Origin of the sequence: Vibrio hippocampi (assembly GCF_921292975.1) — a bacterium.
Taxonomy (GTDB): Bacteria; Pseudomonadota; Gammaproteobacteria; order Enterobacterales; family Vibrionaceae; genus Vibrio; species Vibrio hippocampi.
In genome coordinates, this window is the sequence record NZ_CAKLCM010000002.1 from 1,498,683 (window position 1) to 1,517,803 (window position 19,121).

16 protein-coding genes are annotated in these 19,121 nt (G+C 46.3%); 4 read left to right on the plus strand and 12 right to left on the minus strand.

Annotation, left to right across the window (positions count from 1 at the left end):
- Positions 1-23: 23 nt before the first annotated feature.
- On the plus strand, positions 24-1,304 hold the full coding sequence (bioA, locus tag L9Q39_RS09075) for an adenosylmethionine--8-amino-7-oxononanoate transaminase (protein ID WP_237484765.1): 1,281 nt from the start codon (positions 24-26) through the stop codon (positions 1,302-1,304).
- A 103-nt stretch (positions 1,305-1,407) separates the two neighbouring features.
- Here the strand turns inward: bioA and serS are convergent, their stop codons facing one another.
- From serS to lrp, 5 genes are all read right to left on the minus strand, one after another.
- Positions 1,408-2,715, minus strand: a complete 1,308-nt coding sequence (serS, locus tag L9Q39_RS09080; RefSeq protein WP_237484766.1) for a serine--tRNA ligase — start codon at positions 2,713-2,715, stop codon at positions 1,408-1,410.
- Positions 2,716-2,819: 104 nt separating this feature from the next.
- Entirely contained in the window at positions 2,820-4,169 is a 1,350-nt protein-coding gene (locus L9Q39_RS09085; RefSeq protein ID WP_237484767.1) for a replication-associated recombination protein A, read from the minus strand.
- A gap of 5 nt (positions 4,170-4,174) precedes the next feature.
- Positions 4,175-4,786, minus strand: coding sequence for an outer membrane lipoprotein periplasmic chaperone LolA (gene lolA, locus L9Q39_RS09090; protein ID WP_237484768.1), 612 nt, complete (start codon positions 4,784-4,786; stop codon positions 4,175-4,177).
- Positions 4,787-4,849: 63 nt separating this feature from the next.
- Positions 4,850-7,894 carry a DNA translocase FtsK gene (locus L9Q39_RS09095; protein WP_237484769.1) on the minus strand — a complete coding sequence of 1,015 codons (3,045 nt, stop codon included), beginning with the start codon at positions 7,892-7,894 and terminating at the stop codon, positions 4,850-4,852.
- 143 nt (positions 7,895-8,037) lie between these two features.
- Positions 8,038-8,532 carry a leucine-responsive transcriptional regulator Lrp gene (gene lrp, locus L9Q39_RS09100; RefSeq protein ID WP_237484770.1) on the minus strand — a complete coding sequence of 165 codons (495 nt, stop codon included), beginning with the start codon at positions 8,530-8,532 and terminating at the stop codon, positions 8,038-8,040.
- Positions 8,533-8,688: 156 nt separating this feature from the next.
- Between lrp and ald the strand changes: the two genes are divergently transcribed.
- A complete protein-coding gene (gene ald / locus L9Q39_RS09105) occupies positions 8,689-9,822 on the plus strand; it encodes an alanine dehydrogenase (protein ID WP_237484771.1) in 1,134 nt (377 codons plus the stop codon).
- A gap of 46 nt (positions 9,823-9,868) precedes the next feature.
- On the opposite strand, the gene L9Q39_RS09110 is transcribed toward ald, so the two are convergent.
- Positions 9,869-11,080, minus strand: a complete 1,212-nt coding sequence (locus L9Q39_RS09110) for a methyltransferase (RefSeq protein WP_237484772.1) — start codon at positions 11,078-11,080, stop codon at positions 9,869-9,871.
- A gap of 79 nt (positions 11,081-11,159) precedes the next feature.
- A complete protein-coding gene (gene cysB / locus L9Q39_RS09115; RefSeq protein ID WP_237484773.1) occupies positions 11,160-12,134 on the minus strand; it encodes an HTH-type transcriptional regulator CysB in 975 nt (324 codons plus the stop codon).
- 318 nt (positions 12,135-12,452) lie between these two features.
- Here cysB and L9Q39_RS09120 point away from each other — a divergent pair, with 318 nt between their 5' ends.
- Together L9Q39_RS09120 and miaE are read left to right on the plus strand one after the other, a co-directional pair.
- Positions 12,453-13,205, plus strand: a complete 753-nt coding sequence (locus L9Q39_RS09120) for a DNA repair protein (protein WP_237484774.1) — start codon at positions 12,453-12,455, stop codon at positions 13,203-13,205.
- A gap of 224 nt (positions 13,206-13,429) precedes the next feature.
- Positions 13,430-14,188 carry a tRNA isopentenyl-2-thiomethyl-A-37 hydroxylase MiaE gene (miaE, locus tag L9Q39_RS09125; protein WP_237484775.1) on the plus strand — a complete coding sequence of 253 codons (759 nt, stop codon included), beginning with the start codon at positions 13,430-13,432 and terminating at the stop codon, positions 14,186-14,188.
- A gap of 161 nt (positions 14,189-14,349) precedes the next feature.
- Here the strand turns inward: miaE and pyrF are convergent, their stop codons facing one another.
- From pyrF to rpsA, 5 genes are all read right to left on the minus strand, one after another.
- Positions 14,350-15,045, minus strand: coding sequence for an orotidine-5'-phosphate decarboxylase (gene pyrF, locus L9Q39_RS09130; RefSeq protein ID WP_237484776.1), 696 nt, complete (start codon positions 15,043-15,045; stop codon positions 14,350-14,352).
- 97 nt (positions 15,046-15,142) lie between these two features.
- Entirely contained in the window at positions 15,143-16,312 is a 1,170-nt protein-coding gene (gene lapB / locus L9Q39_RS09135) for a lipopolysaccharide assembly protein LapB (RefSeq protein WP_237484777.1), read from the minus strand.
- 32 nt (positions 16,313-16,344) lie between these two features.
- Complete coding sequence (locus L9Q39_RS09140; RefSeq protein WP_237484778.1) at positions 16,345-16,668, minus strand: LapA family protein; 324 nt, start codon at positions 16,666-16,668, stop codon at positions 16,345-16,347.
- 234 nt (positions 16,669-16,902) lie between these two features.
- A complete protein-coding gene (gene ihfB / locus L9Q39_RS09145; RefSeq protein WP_237484779.1) occupies positions 16,903-17,187 on the minus strand; it encodes an integration host factor subunit beta in 285 nt (94 codons plus the stop codon).
- 166 nt (positions 17,188-17,353) lie between these two features.
- On the minus strand, positions 17,354-19,024 hold the full coding sequence (rpsA, locus tag L9Q39_RS09150; RefSeq protein WP_237484780.1) for a 30S ribosomal protein S1: 1,671 nt from the start codon (positions 19,022-19,024) through the stop codon (positions 17,354-17,356).
- Positions 19,025-19,121 lie beyond the last annotated feature (97 nt).

A 19,121-nucleotide genomic window follows, 5' to 3' on the forward strand; every position in this document is an offset into this window, starting at 1 on the left:
TTTTTATACAGACCGTACTATTCATGGATTTAGAATTTGATCGCCAGCACATCTGGCACCCCTACACCTCCACCATCAACCCACTGCCTTGTTATCCGGTAGAGTCCGCTCACGGTGTTCATATTCAGCTAGAGAGTGGAGAATGTTTAGTCGATGGTATGTCGTCCTGGTGGTCGACGATTCATGGTTACAACCACCCTGCTTTGAATCGCGCTGTGGTTGAACAAACCAACAAAGTCTCTCATATTATGTTTGGCGGTTTGACCCACGATCCAGCGATCTCGGTTTGCAAGCGATTACTCAACCTTGCGCCTTCAAATATGGCGCATATCTTTCTTGCCGATTCAGGTTCTGTCGCGGTGGAAGTGAGTTTAAAAATGGCGTTGCAGTATTGGCATGCAAAAGGCGAAGCTCGACCCAAGTTCTTGACCCTTCGCCACGGCTATCACGGTGATACCTTCGCCGCCATGTCTGTCACCGACCCCAATAACTCCATGCATTCGTTATACAAAGGGTTTCTGCCGGAACATATCTTCGCTGACTCACCAAATGTCGGCTTCCATGATGAATGGGATCCCAGTGCGATTGATAGCTTTAAGCAGCAACTTAGCCAACATCACCAGCAGATTGCCGCGGTTATCCTAGAGCCTATCGTGCAAGGTGCGGGCGGTATGCGCATCTATCACTCTGAGTTTCTAAAACAAGTTCGCACTCTCTGCGATCAATATGGCGTGCTGCTGATTTTAGATGAAATCGCCACGGGCTTTGGACGAACGGGCAAGCTCTTTGCCTGTGAACACGCCGATATTCAACCTGATATCATGTGTGTCGGCAAAGCGCTGACGGGCGGCTATATGACGCTATCCGCCACCCTCACGACCTCAAAAGTTGCCAATACGGTTTGTGGCGGTGAAGCAGGTTGCTTTATGCATGGTCCAACATTTATGGGCAATCCACTCGCCTGTGCCGTCGCTAACGCAAGCCTTGAATTGATCGAATCAGGTTACTGGCAACAAAAGGTTGTCGCTATCGAACAGCAGTTTGCCCAAGAATTAGCACCGCTTGGCCATCATCCTTTGGTGCAAGGTGTTCGTTGGTTGGGTGCTATCGGTGTGGTGGAAGCAGAATGTAACGTCAATATGGCGGTCATACAGCAGCACTTTGTTGATCACGGTGTCTGGATACGTCCATTCGGAAAATTAATCTACTTAATGCCGCCCTTTATCAGTGAACCCGAGCATATCTCCGCTCTAATCGCTGCCATCAGCAAAGCCTTAGATACCCCTGATTGTTTTATTCGTTAAATGTCCCCTCGCTCACCGCGAGTTTTAAACATAAAAAAACCCAGCCTAAATTAGCTGGGTTCTCTTTTCTTATCAGTTTACATCAACCGATGTCAGTCAAAAATCAACCGATATGAGTAAGACCATTCATATACTTCTGTAGCGCGAATGGAATTGCGATGCGACCATCGGCTTGCTGGTTGTTCTCAAGAATAGCAACCATAGTACGACCAACCGCTAGACCCGAACCGTTCAGTGTATGAACTAACTCAGGCTTCTTCTCACCTTTACGGCGGAAACGAGCTTGCATACGGCGAGCTTGGAAGTCCCACATATTTGAGCAAGAAGAGATCTCACGGTATGTCTCTTGCGCAGGAACCCAGACTTCTAAGTCATAGGTCTTACGAGCGCCAAAGCCCATATCGCCAGTACAAAGCACAACCTTACGGTATGGCAGTTCAAGAAGTTGCAGCACTTTTTCTGCATGAGCCGTTAGCTCTTCCAACGCTTGCATTGAATCTTCTGGCTTAGTGATTTGTACCAGTTCAACTTTGTCAAATTGGTGCATACGAATCAGACCGCGGGTATCGCGACCATAAGAGCCAGCCTCTGAACGGAAACAGGGTGTATGCGCCGTCATTTTCAATGGCAGATCCGCTTCATCCGTGATGGTGTCACGAACAAGGTTAGTCACCGGAACTTCTGCCGTTGGAATCAGCGACAGTTTACGCGGCTCTTCGTCGCTCGCTTTTTCTGTTAGCGGTTCGGTGTGGAACAGATCTTTACCAAACTTAGGTAGCTGACCTGTACCAAATAAGCTGTCAGAGTTCACTAGATAAGGCACATACATCTCTGTATAGCCGTGCTGCTCGGTATGCAGATCCAGCATAAACTGTGCAAGTGCGCGGTGAAGGCGAGCAAACTGACCTTTCATCACGATAAAACGAGCGCCTGTGATCTTAGTTGCGCTTGCAAAGTCTAAACCATCAGCCATCTCACCAAGGTCAACGTGATCTTTCACTTCAAAATCATAAGATTTTGGTTCACCCCAACGAGAAATCTCAACGTTGTCATTTTCGTCTTTACCTACTGGCACATCATCGGATGGCACGTTAGGCACTGACATGGTGATCACTTCCAGTTGCTCCATCACACCCGCTAATTCGACCTTTTTCGCTTCAAGATCGCTGCCTAGGCTACCGATCTGCTTTTTGATCTCTTCAGCGCCGGCTTTATCGCCTGCCGACATTTTCTGGCCAATCTGCTTGGAGATGGAATTACGCGTGGATTGTAAATTCTCTACTTCTACTTGAATGGACTTACGTTGTTCTTCAAGTTGACGGATAGTATCTACGTCAAGGTCAAAGCCTCGGCGTGCTAATTTTTCAGCTGTTTCATCCAGCTCTGTACGAAGTAATTTAGAATCCAGCATTGCCAATCCTATGCTTTATAAGTTGTAAATCTCGATCAATTTGCACAATAATTCAGCAAACTCATCGCTATGCGTGTTAATCGGATAAAGATAACGAAAAGCTATTAATTTTCATAGCGCTTTTGTGGGCTTTTTGCATCTAAATCCGCCAGGTAATCCAACTTTTCACCAATCTTCGTCTCTAAACCCCGATTTGTTGGTGTGTAGTAGTGTGTTCCAACCATCTCTGGCGGTAAATATCGCTCACCCGCCGCGTACGCGCCCGGTTCATCATGAGCATAACGGTATTCGGCTCCATAACCCATATCGCGCATCAGTGATGTTGGCGCGTTTCGCAGGTGATGCGGTACTTCAAATTCTGGTAAGTTTTTTGCGTCAGACAGGGCTTGTTTCCATGCGGTATAAACCGCGTTGCTCTTGGGAGCACAGGCAAGATACACCACGGCTTGCGCAATGGCACGTTCACCTTCAGCCGGTCCAATACGAGTAAAACAGTCCCATGCATTGAGCGCCACTTCCATTGCTCTTGGATCCGCATTGCCGATATCCTCGGAAGCGATAGCCAATAATCGACGAGCAATGTAAAGAGGGTCGCAACCAGCCGCAATCATGCGCGCAGACCAATACAGCGCGCCATCAGGGTTCGAGCCTCGTATCGACTTGTGTACCGCCGAGATTAAGTCGTACCAAATATCGCCTTTATTGTCGAAGCGGCTCACTTTTTCCCCGGCTACCTCTGCCAATAAAACGAGGGTAATAACCTTAGCGCCAGCGTCATTGTCGTCCGCCATGTCGAACAGTAACTCGAGATAGTTAAGCGACATGCGCGCATCGCCATTAACAAGCTCAGCTAATCGCTCGACGACATGGTCTTCAAATACCGCGTCTATGTTGCCAAAACCGCGCTCTTTATCGGTAACCGCTTGTTCGATCACTTGGATAATATCAGCCTTGTCCAAAGAGGTGAGTTTATACACCCGAGCACGAGACAGCAGTGCGTTGTTTAATTCAAACGATGGGTTTTCCGTCGTGGCTCCAATAAAGGTCACGGTGCCATCTTCAATATGCGGAAGAAAAGCGTCTTGTTGGCTCTTATTAAAGCGATGCACCTCATCGACAAACAAGATGGTGCGCTTGCCCGCCATTTTATTGTCTCTTGCGCGCTCGATGGCGGCACGAATTTCTTTGACGCCCGATGTTACCGCGGAAACGCGTTCGACTTCGGCATTGGCATAATTGGCGGCCACCTCAGCAAGGGTCGTTTTGCCCGTGCCCGGTGGTCCCCAAAGGATCATTGAGTGCAACTGCCCCGCTTCCAGTGCTTTACGCAGTGGTTTTCCTTCACCCAGAATATGTTGCTGACCAATATATTGCTGAACCGTTGTTGGGCGCATTTTAGCAGCAAGGGGACGAAAATCTTCGTCCCCTGAAAAATCTAAACTGTAGTTACTCACTATCATCAGTTCCTTTGGTCGTCTATCTCAACACCATCAGGGACAGTAAAGCTGAAGCGGTCTGCACTCGGTTTGCCTAGTTTAATGTCCGAGAACAAGAACGTCCCTTTTTGACCATCTTGCTCAATAACCGTAAAGCCTTTCACCACGCCTTTTGTGTCGATATCGATCTTAAACTGACCTTGAGTCGATTCGACAGAGGTCGGGGTCAATGTAAAAATATCGCCTTGTTGTTCGACGTTATAGTTGTCCCAATCACTGGTGCGATTTCGCGTCAACAAGACAAACGGTGTTTGCGCGGTGGCTTGCTCTTGCCAATAAATACTCACTTGCTCGATAAAAGGACTGTAATACCACAACGTCTTGCCGTCGGAGATTAACTGATTCTCATCCGGTGTCATCGTTGTCCAGTGAAATAGGCTTGGACGAGCAATCTCTACTTGCCCATCACCTTCCATCATCGTTTCGCCTTCCGGTGAAATCACTGTCTGTGTGAACTGAGCGGTAAAACCTTCGTTAATCGCTAAACGTTCACTCAACTCTTGCTGCGCTGTCGCGGCAAAAGCGTGAGAAATCAATGCAAGGTTCAATGCTAGAATGGAGAAGAATGTACGCATTAGTATTCCTATGTCAGTAATACAAGAGGGCGAAAGACGCCCTCTGTGATTAAATTTGAGTGCTTAATCGCCGTGTGGCGGCGGGGCAAGCACCTCGCGGTTTCCATTGTGACCGGGCGGGCTAACAATGCCTTGTGCTTCAAGTTGCTCAACAATTCGCGCCGCTCGGTTATAGCCAATCTTAAAGCGACGCTGAACGCCAGACACCGAACCACGACGCGATTGCACGACATGTTCTACGACTTGATCAAACAGCGGGTCAACATCCTCATCCCCTTCCATTTTCTCACCGGGTAGAAGCATCTCTGGCGAAGCATCACCGTTGGTTATCTCTTCAATATAGTTCGGCTTACCACGCGCTTTCCAGTTATTCACCACCGCATGTACATCATCATCGGAAGCAAATGCACCGTGAACACGCACCGTATGACTAGAACCCGGTGGCAGATAAAGCATATCACCCATGCCTAATAGCGACTCGGCTCCACCTTGATCCAGAATGGTTCGAGAATCGGTTTTCGTCGATACAGTAAAGGCAACGCGAGTCGGAATGTTGGCTTTGATCAAACCGGTAATCACATCGACTGACGGTCGCTGAGTGGCAAGAATAAGATGAACACCCGCCGCACGCGCTTTTTGCGCCAATCGAGCAATCAGCTCTTCTACTTTTTTACCCACTACCATCATAAGGTCGGCGAATTCGTCCACAACCACGACAATGTAAGGGAGTTTTTCTAATAATGGCGGTTCAGGATCCATACTGTCTCCTGCTTGCCACAATGGATCATGGATTGGGTGCCCTGCTTCTGCGGCCATTTTCAACTTATCGTTGAAGCCTTTGATGTTGCGAACCCCTAACGCTGACATCAGTTTGTAGCGTCGCTCCATCTCACCCACACACCAACGCAGCGCATTGGAGGCATCTTTCATATCCGTCACAACTTCGGACAACAAATGTGGGATACCTTCGTAGACAGAAAGTTCCAACATTTTCGGGTCGATCATAATAAATCGCACCTCTTCCGGTGTCGCTTTATACAGCATACTGAGGATCATCACATTGACCCCAACCGACTTACCCGAGCCCGTCGTACCCGCGACAAGGACGTGTGGCATCTTGGAAAGATCGGCAATCACGGCTTCACCCGCAATATCTTGCCCCAGTACAATCGTGGTCGGCGATTTCGCTTCTTGGAACACGCTGCTGCCGACAACATCGGAGAAAAACACCGTTTGTCGACTCATATTAGGTAGCTCAAGACCCACATAAGGTTTACCCGGAATCACTTCCACCACACGGACAGCCATAGCAGAAAGTGAACGCGCAAGGTCCATCGAAAGTCCGGAAATACGGCTGACCTTAACGCCCGGCGCTAGATCCAATTCAAATCGAGTGATGACTGGTCCCGGGAAGATATCAACAACCTCAGCCTTAATCTTATAGTCAGCCAACTTGGATTCCACCAAGCGCGCAATATTCTCAAGCGCTTCTCGATCAATAAAGTTTTCGCGCTTTTCAGGGAAGTACAGCAACTCTAACGTTGGCATCGGCTCTTCAGGTTTCGGCAATACCGCGTCTCGCTGAGCCAAGAATGGATTCTGTTGTCCTGCCTGATTCTTCTGTGCATCGGAAACCAACTGCTGGAAAGCTTCAACGTCTTGATCTTCGGCTACGGGTTCTGCCGTCACAGGCTGATCTTGTACCGATGGCTCGACGGCTTGTGCTTGCTCATCGACAACAGTACCGTTCTCCACTGCCGCTTGATAAGGCTCAAATACAGGTTCTGCATTTTCCACTTGAGCGGCTTGAGGCACGGCTTGTGCCTCGGGCTGACTGGCTGGCTCAAACGCTGTTTCATCAATGGCCTGACGCTGCAACTCGGCATCGGCGAGCGGCATCTCGACAGAATCCACCATCTTAGGCTGTTCTACCGTCGTAGCCTGTTCCGGCTCTTGGTAAACTTCAACAGGTTCTTGTTGAGCAAAGTCATCACTCGACTTCGCTTGTTGTTCTAGCTGTTCTATCGTTGCCCCAAGTGCATAGGAACCGGCACTGTCCTCTTGAGCGCTTGCTGAAACCTGCTGGTTGTGCGAACCAATATTAACGGATTCAGCCGATTCCGGCTCTAAAGCATCTAAATCGCCAAGGTTCGGTTCCTGTTTATAAGGCGTCGTGTCCTCAGTCCATTCTGGTTGTGCAAAACTTGGCGAGTCTTGTTGCACAGCATTGTCGACAGAAACGGGTGCCGTCTGCTCTGTCGCTGCCTCTGGCATATGGATGTTGTACTGTTTTCTTGAAACAGGTTTAGCCGTGACATCAACATCATCTTGATTTGCAGAGAACCCAATGTCCTGTTCAAGCTCCTGAGATCCTGTCAATGCAGCGCTTGCTTGAGCAGTATCCGTGGCGAACACAGGTTCTAGGTTGTGCTCGAGATCAGGTTGATAAGTGGTCTCTTTCGAGCCTCTTAATTGATTAACGAGTCCGGTTAATAAAAACAGAACACTTGAGCCAATCCACTCCACAATATTTAGCCATGAAACCCCAGTCAAAAGAGTGACACCCGCTCCCCAGAAAAACAGCAGCACGATAGTGGTACCAAGAATATTGAGCGTCGGTAACGCCAAGCTGGTGATCACATCGCCGATAAGACCGCCTGAAGAGAAATACCAAATATCGTCAAAGTTGATATCAGCAATACCGCAACTGGTGACGGTAATAATAGTGAAACCCAAGATACGGGTTCCCCAGATCATAAGATCGATACCATCATCTTCATCACGACGACGGAATAAGCCCCAAGCAGAAAAAGTAAAAAAGAGTGGCAAAGTATAGGCGAGCGAGCCAAAGGTAAACAGGAGCGTATCTGCCAGCCATGCGCCAAGCAAACCGCCGGCATTATGAATTTCACTGCCCCATGACGTTTGCGACCAAGAAGGATCTGCTGGGTTAAAAGTGTAGAGCGCTATAGCGAGAAGAATAGAGGTTAAAACGACTAAGATAAAACCGGTTTCTCTTAATCGTTGAAAACCGTTTAAACGAGAAGACGGTTGCTCTTCGCTGGTTTTGGTGATGACTTCAACTTTTCTTTTGTTCTGCTTGAACATAATTAACATCTGGTTATTTAAAACGGCCCGAGCGGCCAAAGCCGCTCGGGATATTCACTGATTTAACCACATTGAAGATAAAAACCCAATCTCAAGTGAATTAAAGTTTGTGAGGCTCCTCGGAGAAGCCTTTATTAACACTACTATCGGGTTTTAATCACCAAATGGTTCGTTTGTTTGACTTCTTCCATAACAACATAAGTGCGTGTGTCATTCACACCCGGCAAACGTAACAACGTATCGCCCAGTAATTTACGATAAGCACCCATATCCGACACGCGTGTCTTTAGAAGGTAGTCAAAGTCACCTGAAACTAAATGACACTCTTGAATGTCATCCAGTTTTTGCACCGCTGTATTAAATTGTTCAAATACATCTGGCGCACCGCGATTAAGTGTAATTTCCACAAATACAAGCAGCGAAGCATCGAGGTATTGAGGGTTAAGTAGAGCAGTATAGCCCGTAATATATCCCTGACGCTCAAGACGACGAACACGCTCTAAACACGGAGTTGGAGAGAGACCAACGCGCTTTGAGAGTTCAACGTTTGAGATCCTACCGTCTTTCTGCAACTCATTAAGAATGTTGCGGTCAATACGGTCTAGTTCCTTGGACGGCTTTTTATAGTTGTCTGCCATTTTTTATTCCACCTTGTTACTTCCTTGCAAAAAAATATACTACAACTAGGTAATATTTAGTATTAAATTTTACATACTTAGCACTATACTAGTACGTAATTCGACATTAACAATCAACTTACAGTTAATTCAACTACAAATATCGAGGAATCAAGGATGATTATTGGCGTACCTAAAGAGATAAAAAACCACGAATACCGCGTAGGCATGACTCCAGCCAGCGTGAGAGAACTCGTCTCTCACGGACACCAAGTCTATGTAGAAACAAACGCCGGTGCGGGTATCGGTTTTTTAGACGATGATTACATCGCTGTAGGTGCATCCATTCTTCCTACTGCTGCAGACGTTTTCTCGAAAGCAGAGATGATCGTTAAGGTCAAAGAGCCCCAGGCTACTGAAAGAGCCATGCTACGCGAAGGGCAAATATTATTTACTTATCTTCACCTAGCACCAGATTTTCCACAAACTGAAGAGCTAATCAAGAGCAAAGCTATCTGCATTGCCTATGAGACTGTAACAGATAATATGGGTCGGTTGCCACTATTAGCGCCAATGTCTGAAGTTGCCGGTCGAATGTCGATTCAGGCAGGTGCTCAAACCTTGGAAAAATCGAACGGCGGTCGTGGCTTACTGCTGAGTGGTGTACCGGGTGTTGAACCCGCGAAAGTCGTTATCATCGGTGGCGGTGTCGTTGGTTCCAATGCGGCTCGAATGGCCGTTGGGATGCGTGCTGACGTTGTGATTCTTGATCGTAGCATCGATACCTTAAGAAAACTGGATGAAGAATTCCAAGGTAGAGCAAAAGTCGTCTACTCGACCAAAGAAGCGCTCGACACGCATGTACTCGACGCAGATCTGGTCATTGGTGCGGTACTTATTCCTGGCGCAGCCGCACCTAAACTGGTGACCAAGGAACATATCCGTCAGATGAAACCTGGCGCTGCTATCGTGGATGTCGCTATCGACCAAGGTGGCTGTTTTGAAACCTCCCATGCCACGACACACGCTGAGCCAACCTATATCGTTGATGACGTTGTCCACTACTGCGTTGCCAACATGCCGGGAGCCGTTGCCAGAACGTCTACTTTCGCGCTCAACAATGCCACTCTGCCTTATATCATCAGCCTAGCTAATAACGGATATAAGCAAGCCTTACTTAACGATGCCGGTTTCCTAGCGGGGCTGAACGTCATTGATGGCAAGGTCACTTGCAAAGAAGTCGCAGAAAGCTTTGATTTAGACTTTACAGAGGCGAGACGAGCATTAGGTGCTGAGTTATTAGGTGCTTAGTTATTGCCACTGAATCATCGGCAATAGTGAAACCAGTTATAACGGGCTACTCGCCCGTTATTTTTTTACCTTGAATCAGAAGATTCCTTGGCGTACAACTCGGTTCACAGAAAGTTGAAATCGTCACCTGATAACGATTTTGTTCTAAATAGAGCCATTTATCCAATGCAAGCCAAACCTCTAAAGGTCGGCGGAACAGGTCTTGCACCAAGCTTAACGCTTCCATCTGCCAATAACGCTGCACTCCTATCTGTTCAAAATAGGTAAACTCCTGCTGTTGATAACAGGGTAATGTGAGTGACTTTTTTTGCGCTGCCCACTGACAAAACGCTTGAAAACCCTCAGCCAATTGTGATTTTTTAATGCTTGGCACCGGCAGATAGCATTGCGTTAGGCGATGTTCTCGACATAGCGCATCAAAACCTAAACGGTAAATCATCTCCTGCTCTCTATGGCGCTTTACTCTTTCACCACCGGTGACCGTCGCCTGCAAAGGAATTCTTAGCTGCTGTTTATTCAACGCAAGATCATGCTGCTGCGCCACAGTAGACAAAGGACGGTAGAGACTCTCTTCAATCAAGTGATAACAGCAAGGAGAAAACGAGATTGCGGCAAGGTTATGCTTTACCGCATGTCTGAGCAACGTGGTATGCAGATCGCCACAAGCATGCAGAGCAACCGCATGCTGTTGGCTATCAAATAGCTGTTGAGAATCCACATCAAAGGCATCGCCTTGAACAAACGTCATTGGCAAGTTCAGCTTATCGGCTTCACTCTGACCCGCGTCGCACAACGGCTGCTGATATTCGAAACTGGTGACTTTCTGCCCTGAATTGGCAGCCAGTAATCGACCTAAATAGCCCTTACCAGAACACCACTCTAGCCACTGATTCCCTTTGTGCTGATCAATACAGGCTGAACCCAATGCTTCTATCTGTTCACGTTTTCTGCCCGGTATTCCCGCCGCCATATGATTACTCAGGGTTTGAGATTTTACAGGTAAGCTGGGCAGTTGACTCTGTTGTTCGAGTTGCTTGATTTGCGGCAGATAGTTAACCACGTCGTTGAGTAAAGTTTTAGGGTATTGCTTGTACGCAACAATCTCTTGAGGGGATAAACCGAGAATCCACTGATATAAATCGGGATTAGTGCTCTGCCAGTCAGTACAACCGTTAACAACTTGAAAGAAAGGGTCTTGCCTCCAATACACTTGATAAGACTTCAATATATTGGTGATATTTAGAAATGTAGCTTGCATTGACTGTCTGTCCCCCTACTGACTTAAATGCGATTGTAGGGGGAAGCTTTAGTGAACGAAAGAGATATTGTTCTCGAAGTTAACGAACCGGCAATTCGATATCTTTAAACATTTCTTCGATTTCAGCATTCGACTTGAGCGAGATCGCTTGCTCTACCACGGGTCTCGTTAGGTGCGGGGCAAAGCGCTCGACAAAATCATACATATACGATCTTAGGAATGTTCCACGTCTGAAGCCAATGCTGGTGGTACTTGCACCAAAAATGTGGCTAGCATCAATCGCAACAAGATCGGTATCTAGCGCCTCGTCCATGGCCATCGTCGCAATCACACCAACACCAATTCCCATGCGGACATAGGTTTTTATCACATCAGCATCGGTAGCGGTAAAGACAACCTTCGGCGTTAAGCCGACCTTATTAAAGGCCGTATCGAGTTCTGAGCGTCCAGTAAAGCCAAACACATACGTCACTAATGGATAAGCCGCGAGATCTTCTATCGTCACACGCGCCTTTTGAGCCAGAGGATGCTCTTTAGGTACGACAATGGAACGATTCCAGTGATAACAAGGCAGCATGATGGCGTCTTGATAAAGGTGCAAGGCTTCTGTAGCAATGGCAAAGTTCGCCGTACCCTTAGCTATCGCCTCAGACATTTGTGATGGCGTACCTTGGTGCATATTGAGCGAAACCTTTGGGTAACGAGCGGCAAAGCCTTTAATCACATCAGGAAGTGCATATCGGGCTTGTGTGTGCGTGGTGGAGATATTAAGCGTACCCATTTCTGGATGCGTATGTTCACCGGCAACAGCTTTAATGCTTTCTACACGTGACAAGATCTCTTGGGAGATACGAATAATATCTTCCCCCGCTTGAGTAACTTGGGTCAGGTGCTTACCACTGCGTTCAAAGATCTGAATACCTAACTCATCCTCAAGCAATCGAACTTGTTTGCTGATTCCTGGTTGGGATGTGTATAGACTTTCAGCCGTGGCTGAAACATTTAAATTGTGGTTTACCACTTCCACAATATATTTTAACTGTTGTAGTTTCATACTTATCTCTACGTCCTTGCTTATAAGCAAATGCGCCGCTAACCAAAAGCAGCTCATTGGTATAGTCAAATGCGCTCGGGCTAATTCCGAAGACACATGGGCATATAATGTTTAGTTATATCGGATTCACTATAAAATTAACAGTCTTTTAGGTGGGATTTGTACATAAACCCATTCACACCAACCCATTCGCACCGAAAAACCACGCTTTTTTGTCGGTTTACGCGAGAATCTGAAATTTTACTATATAGATGGTATGCGGTTTGGTGTATTCTAATGTGCGATTTGTAGGGAAACTCATTGTAGATACAAAAAGTTATGAATATTGGTTTAATCATCGTCCTCGTGGCCTTGCTGCTTGTCCTTGTACTTGGCTACAACATCATGCTGCAATACAAGCTAAAAGCAGAAACAGCTCGCCGCCAAGAGTCGGCCCGCTATCTCGCAATTATTGATGCAACAGAAGAACTTATTGGTGGTGCAACGTACCTACCCTACAGTAAAGAACTGTTACTTTGTTTGCATACCCGTATTCTCGATTGCCTGACCAGCATGAAAGAACTCGATCCCAAGAATAAACACTTATCTCAACGTGTAGAGTCTGCCAACAATCAAATTGCTCAACTCAACGAAAACTATGAAGTCGACGAATCAGTAAGCTTTAAAGTGCCAAGCAATGATAAGCAAGCGATTGTCATGCTGAAATTGGTTAAGCGCCTACGTGACACTATCCGCAGTGAGCACAATAAAGGTCGCATGGATACTCAATCCTACATGATTGAAAATGGTCGTTTAGAAACGATTCAGATCCGCATCAACATAGAAAACTTGGTCAAACGTGCCCACGAATCTATGTCGAAAAACCAACCCGGTACGGCGATTCAGTTGCTTAAGAAAGGCATCGACGCATTAAATACCAAGAACGACAACTACTCGATTCAGGCGAAAGAGAAGTTGACCGAGATGCTCAACAAGCTGCAAGACGCAAACCCAGTGAAGGTTGAAGACTCTCAACAGACGGAACGCGATGAAGACTTAGCGGCTCTGTTTGGTGAAAAGAAAAAATGGTAATTGCTTGTTGATGATTGCCCGTTGATAATTACCTGTTGAGGGGTGTTATCCCCTCAACGGTTTCTAACAACGATTTCCAACAGCAGTTTTCAACAACGCATACGCGCCCTTCACAGCTTGATTCCCTCATATTCCACCGTTACACCCCAACGCTTTTGCTCTATCTCTCATCGCTCCACTAAGCTAAACTGTGCGCTAGTCAGCCCAATAATCATTAACTCGCTATGTATTCTTCACTTTTAGAGCCGATAAACCAGTTCTTACTCTGCCCATCTCCACAGTCTTGGATTGATGAAGCGAAAAAGCCTGAAAACCTCCCTGTAATTCTGATCGATCACCTGCTTTGTGAGCTTAAAGCGGGTCAATCCGCTATGTTTCTGATTCGTAAATACGCCATTGATCAAACGAGTTCAGACACCTTGCTCAGTTGGTTTAAACCTTATGAAGATTTTGCTTATCGACGCGTGGGGTCAATAGAAACCCTCAAAGGTAAGTCACAAATTTCCAAGTCAATTATGGCTAAGTCCGACTCGCCCTATAGCCAAGAATTGATCGATAAGATGGTCTTATTGATCAAAGAAGAGTTGCACCACTTTTATCAAGTGTTGGAGATCATGGCGTCGAGAGGTATCCCTTATGAGCCGATTCCGGCAAGTCGATATGCCAAAGGGATGTTAGCTAAAATGGCGACTTATGAGCCCAATACACTCATTGATAAACTGATCATTGGTGCTTTTATTGAAGCGCGCTCCTGCGAACGATTTGCTGCATTAGCGCCGCACATGGATCTTGAATTAGAAAAATTTTATGTGTCGCTATTGCGCTCAGAGGCGCGTCACTATCAGGATTACTTAACTTTAGCCGAGCAGATTGCGGGGCACGATATCAGTGACAGAGTTCGCTATTTCGCAGAAATTGAAGCGGAGCTGATTACGTCGCCGGATAAGGATTTTAAGTTTCATAGCGGTGCGCCTGTTGTCTAGTTTAGGCGCGCGCTTTGGGTAGATTCCTGACTACTCAGGAATGACGTATTATTGGGGAAAGGCGTATCCTCGGGTAACGTTTAAAAGATAACAAACAAATGGGGCGCTAATCCAGCGCCCCATTTTTATCATTTAAACTTTCTTCACTTGAACTCGGTGACTTACACCAAAGAGGCATTGATATCGGCAAGCACTTGAGCAGGATTTTGTGCCTGAGTGATTGGACGACCGATCACCAGATAGTCTGAGCCAGATTTAATCGCCAGATCCGGTGTCATAATACGCTTTTGATCGCCAACCGCAGCACCTGCTGGGCGAATACCCGGCGTCACTAGTTTAAACGCTTGACCCAACTCACTCTTGAGCATTGAAGACTCTTGAGCAGAGCACACCACACCATCAAGACCCGCTGTTTGAGTCAGTTTAGCCAAACGCAGAACTTGCTCTTGAGGTTGTTTATCAATGCCAATGCCGAGCAGATCAGACTGTTCCATACTGGTTAGTACCGTAACACCGATAAGCAGCGGGCGATCTTTACCATAGGGCTCAAGGATCTCACGAGAGGCAGCCATCATTTTTTCACCGCCAGAAGCATGAACATTCACCATCCACACGCCTAGCTCTGCTGCTGCACGAACCGCTTTTGAGCAAGTATTGGGAATATCGTGGAATTTTAAGTCTAGGAAGACAGAAAAACCACGTTTATGCAGTTCACGAACGAACTCGGGACCAAATAGTGTAAACATCTCCTTGCCCACTTTTAAACGGCAAGCGCTTGGGTCAATTTTATCGACAAAAGCTAATGCATCGGCTTGGTTATCGTAATCCAGTGCAACAATCACTTTTTGGTCAATCATTTTCGCTCCTATTTTTTGCTTAAAAAATGCAGCACTCAAAGTGCTGCATCTATAGTCTTGATCATCCGATATGTCTTGATCATCCGATTTATTTTGGCTATTCGCCATCAAGCCCTCGGATCGGCTTGATCGTACCCCATCCTTTACAGGAAGGGCAATGCCAATAAAGAGAATGGGTTGAAAAACCACACTTTCGACAGCGGTAATGCGGTTTGGTCTTCAGTTGCTCGCCCACCAACTTCTGCAAGGTGGTCAAACTCTCTTTCGCTCGCCCCTCTTCTGCGTTGGCAAGATGGTAGTCCATAAGGCGATAGAAGCCTTTCATGGTCGGACTGCGTACCAACTGACGAGTCAATAGTTCCTGCGCAGAACCCGTCCCTTCATGCTGAGCAACTAATTGTGCCAGCATCAACTCGGCAGAAACCCCCGCCCCTTTATCGATACTGGCTCTTAAAAACTCAACCAAACCCTGTTCTTGACCGATATGATGATAGCATTCCGCCAGCGTTGGCAGCACTTCACTCACCATATCTTTATCTTGTTCGAGCACGGATTCAAGGTGATCAATCGTTTTTGCATAGTCGCCTTGCTCAAGATAAAGACGCCCCAGAGCAATACTGGCTCTGGCACATTTTATCTCGACACTCTGCGCTTTTTTATAGTATTGAATGGCTTTATTAATATTGTTGTCAGACTGCTCAATCATCGCAAGCTCACACCAAAAGTGAGCAATGTTATTTTTGATTCTCTTTTTACCTAACTTTTGCAGGCGAGTCGCATAGTCAATCGCTTTGTGCCATTCACGGGTCTGCTGATAGATGGTGACGAGTTGAGTCAGCGCCTGCTCACGATGCGCAGGTTCATCAACCAGTTGAACGAATATCTTTTCCGCTCGATCCAGAAAGCCAGAAACCATGTAGTCTTTAGCAAGTTGCTGCAAAGCAATATTCTTTTGTTCTATGGTTAAGCCCGAACGGGAAATCAGATTTTGGTGGATGCGAATGGCTCTATCAACCTCACCGCGTGAACGAAACAGGTTTCCAAGAGCGAGGTGGGTATCGATGGTCTCATCATCGACTTGCAGCAGTTCGATAAAGTGATCGACGGCTTTATCTGATTGATCAGACAGCAGCAGGTTAAGACCTGTCATATATTGTCTGGATATCTGATGGGATTGCTCTTGCCTATCATGCTTGACGCTGCGTTGGCCCATATACCAACCATAGGCGGCCGCAATTGGAAGTAAGAGAAATAAGAGCTCAAGCATTGAGTGAATCGACCTTAACGATAGTTTTCAATCTAGTTGTCCGCCGTTACCTGAGCGACCTCTTTCGTGCTGCTGTCCTTGCTGACCTTTTTAGGTTTTGCCTCTGCGACATTGCCCGACTTGCGGATTTGTCGTTTCAACTTTTTAACCGTGAGTTGAGAGCGAACATAGAGTGTGCCAAAAATAGCCCAAGAAACAACGAAGCCGGTAATAAACACAACGCCCAATAACGTCGAAAGATGGAAATCACCTTGTGCGATCAGATAGTTGAAGTTTACAACCTCTTGGTTCTGAGAACCTAGCGCTAAGGTCACCAAGAAAAGCACCAACAACAAAATTATTTTTATAATCTTCATAGGGTAATCCTTGTCATTTAATCGCTAAGATTATGCAGTAATTAAGGCTGAGACACCATGCTTAGCCTCAAGATTCGTACCTAATAAGCGCGTATGATTCCAACAATTCCGCATTTTAATTAGCTTGGTCAATTAAGTGCCTGATCAATTAATAACTTACTCACTAAAGAGCTTAGCCAATAAAGAAAAAGACGGCACACCGCCTAGTGTACCGTCTCTCATTAGAAATGCCGACTACAAACTTTCGTTCACGCGTTCGCGCAACTCTTTACCTGGTTTGAAATGTGGCACGTACTTGCCTTCAAGCTCAACTTTATCGCCAGTTTTCGGATTTCTACCCACTCTTGGTTCACGATAATGAAGTGAGAAACTGCCAAAGCCACGGATCTCGATGCGATCACCGCTTTCTAAAGTCGAGGCCATATGCTCCAAAATATCTTTTACTGCATCTTCGATTTCTTTCGCCGACAGATGAGTTTGTTCAGCACAGAGGCGTTCAATTAATTCAGACTTAGTCATAGGTAGGTACCCTCGTTACACTTTTGTATTCGTTTATATTGGCTGTGTTCTCATTATGGCACAGCAGTTCACTAACTGCCTGTATAAATTGATAATAGTCTAAAAATTGAAAAGATAGAAACAAAAAAAAGGAGCCTTGCGGCTCCTTTTTTCTTAGCGTACTAAATTATTCGCCTTTAGCAGCTTTAAATGCATCAGCCATAGCATTACCGAACGCGCCTTCTTCTTGCTTGTTCAGTGAAGCCATTGCTTCTTGCTCTTCAGCTTCATCTTTAGCTTTAACAGATAGGTTGATTACGCGGTTCTTACGGTCAACACCGGTGAACTTCGCTTCAACGCTGTCGCCAACGCTTAGGATTAGAGACGCATCTTCGATACGGTCACGTGATACTTCAGAAGCGCGGATGTAACCTTCTACACCTTCTTCTAGTTCGATAGTAGCACCTTTAGCGTCAACTGCAGTTACTGTACCGTTTACTAGAGTGCCTTTCTTCGTGTCTGCAACGTAAGCATTGAATGGGTCATTTTCCATTTGCTTAACGCCTAGAGAAATACGCTCACGCTCTGCATCTACTGCTAGAACAACTGCAGAGATCTCGTCGCCTTTCTTGTACTCACGAACCGCTTCTTCACCAGCAACGTTCCAAGAGATATCAGATAGGTGAACTAGACCGTCGATGCCGCCTTCTAGACCGATGAAGATACCAAAGTCAGTGATAGACTTGATCTTACCAGTAACTTTGTCGCCCTTAGCTTGCATTTCAGCGAATGACTGCCATGGGTTAGCTTTACACTGTTTCAGACCTAGAGAGATACGACGACGTTCTTCGTCGATATCAAGAACCATAACCTCAACTTCGTCGCCAACATTAACAACTTTAGATGGGTGGATGTTCTTGTTAGTCCAATCCATTTCAGAAACGTGTACTAGACCTTCAACGCCTTCTTCGATTTCAACGAAACAGCCGTAGTCAGTTAGGTTAGTTACGCGACCAGTTAGCTTGTGACCTTCTGGGTAACGCTTAGCGATAGCTACCCATGGATCTTCACCTAGCTGCTTAAGACCTAGTGATACGCGAGTACGCTCACGGTCGAACTTAAGAACTTTAACTAGGATCTCGTCACCAACGTTAACGATCTCAGATGGGTGCTTAACACGCTTCCACGCCATATCAGTGATGTGTAGAAGACCGTCAACACCGCCAAGGTCAACGAATGCACCGTAGTCAGTAAGGTTCTTAACGATACCTTTAACTTCAGTACCTTCTTGTAGAGTTTCAAGAAGTTCGTCACGCTCAACGCTGTTTTCAGATTCGATAACAGCACGACGAGAAACAACAACGTTGTTACGCTTCTGGTCTAGCTTGATAACTTTGAACTCTAGCTCTTTGTTTTCTAGGTGAGCAGTGTCGCGGATTGGACGCACGTCAACAAGAGAACCAGGAAGGAAAGCACGGATACCGTTTAGTTCAACAGTGAAACCGCCTTTAACTTTACCGTTGATGATACCAACAACAGTTTCAGCTTCTTCGTAAGCTTTCTCAAGAACGATCCAAGCTTCGTGACGCTTCGCTTTCTCACGAGAAAGTTGAGTTTCACCGAAACCATCTTCAACAGCGTCTAGAGCTACGTCTACTTCAGCACCAACTTCAACTTCAAGTTCGCCAGCAGCGTTCTTGAATTGTTCAGCAGGGATAGCAGACTCAGACTTAAGGCCAGCATCAACAAGAACGAAGCCGTTCTCGATAGCTACTACAGTACCTTTAACGATACTACCTTGTTGGAATTCAGTTTCATTTAGAAACTCTTCAAAGAGTTGAGCAAAAGATTCAGTCATTATTTAATCTTCAATTAAGTAAACGTCCATGGGCATCCTACCGCATGGGGTTGATAATAAAGTCGGTCATCATCCTTGCGACCAACGGCTCAAAGCT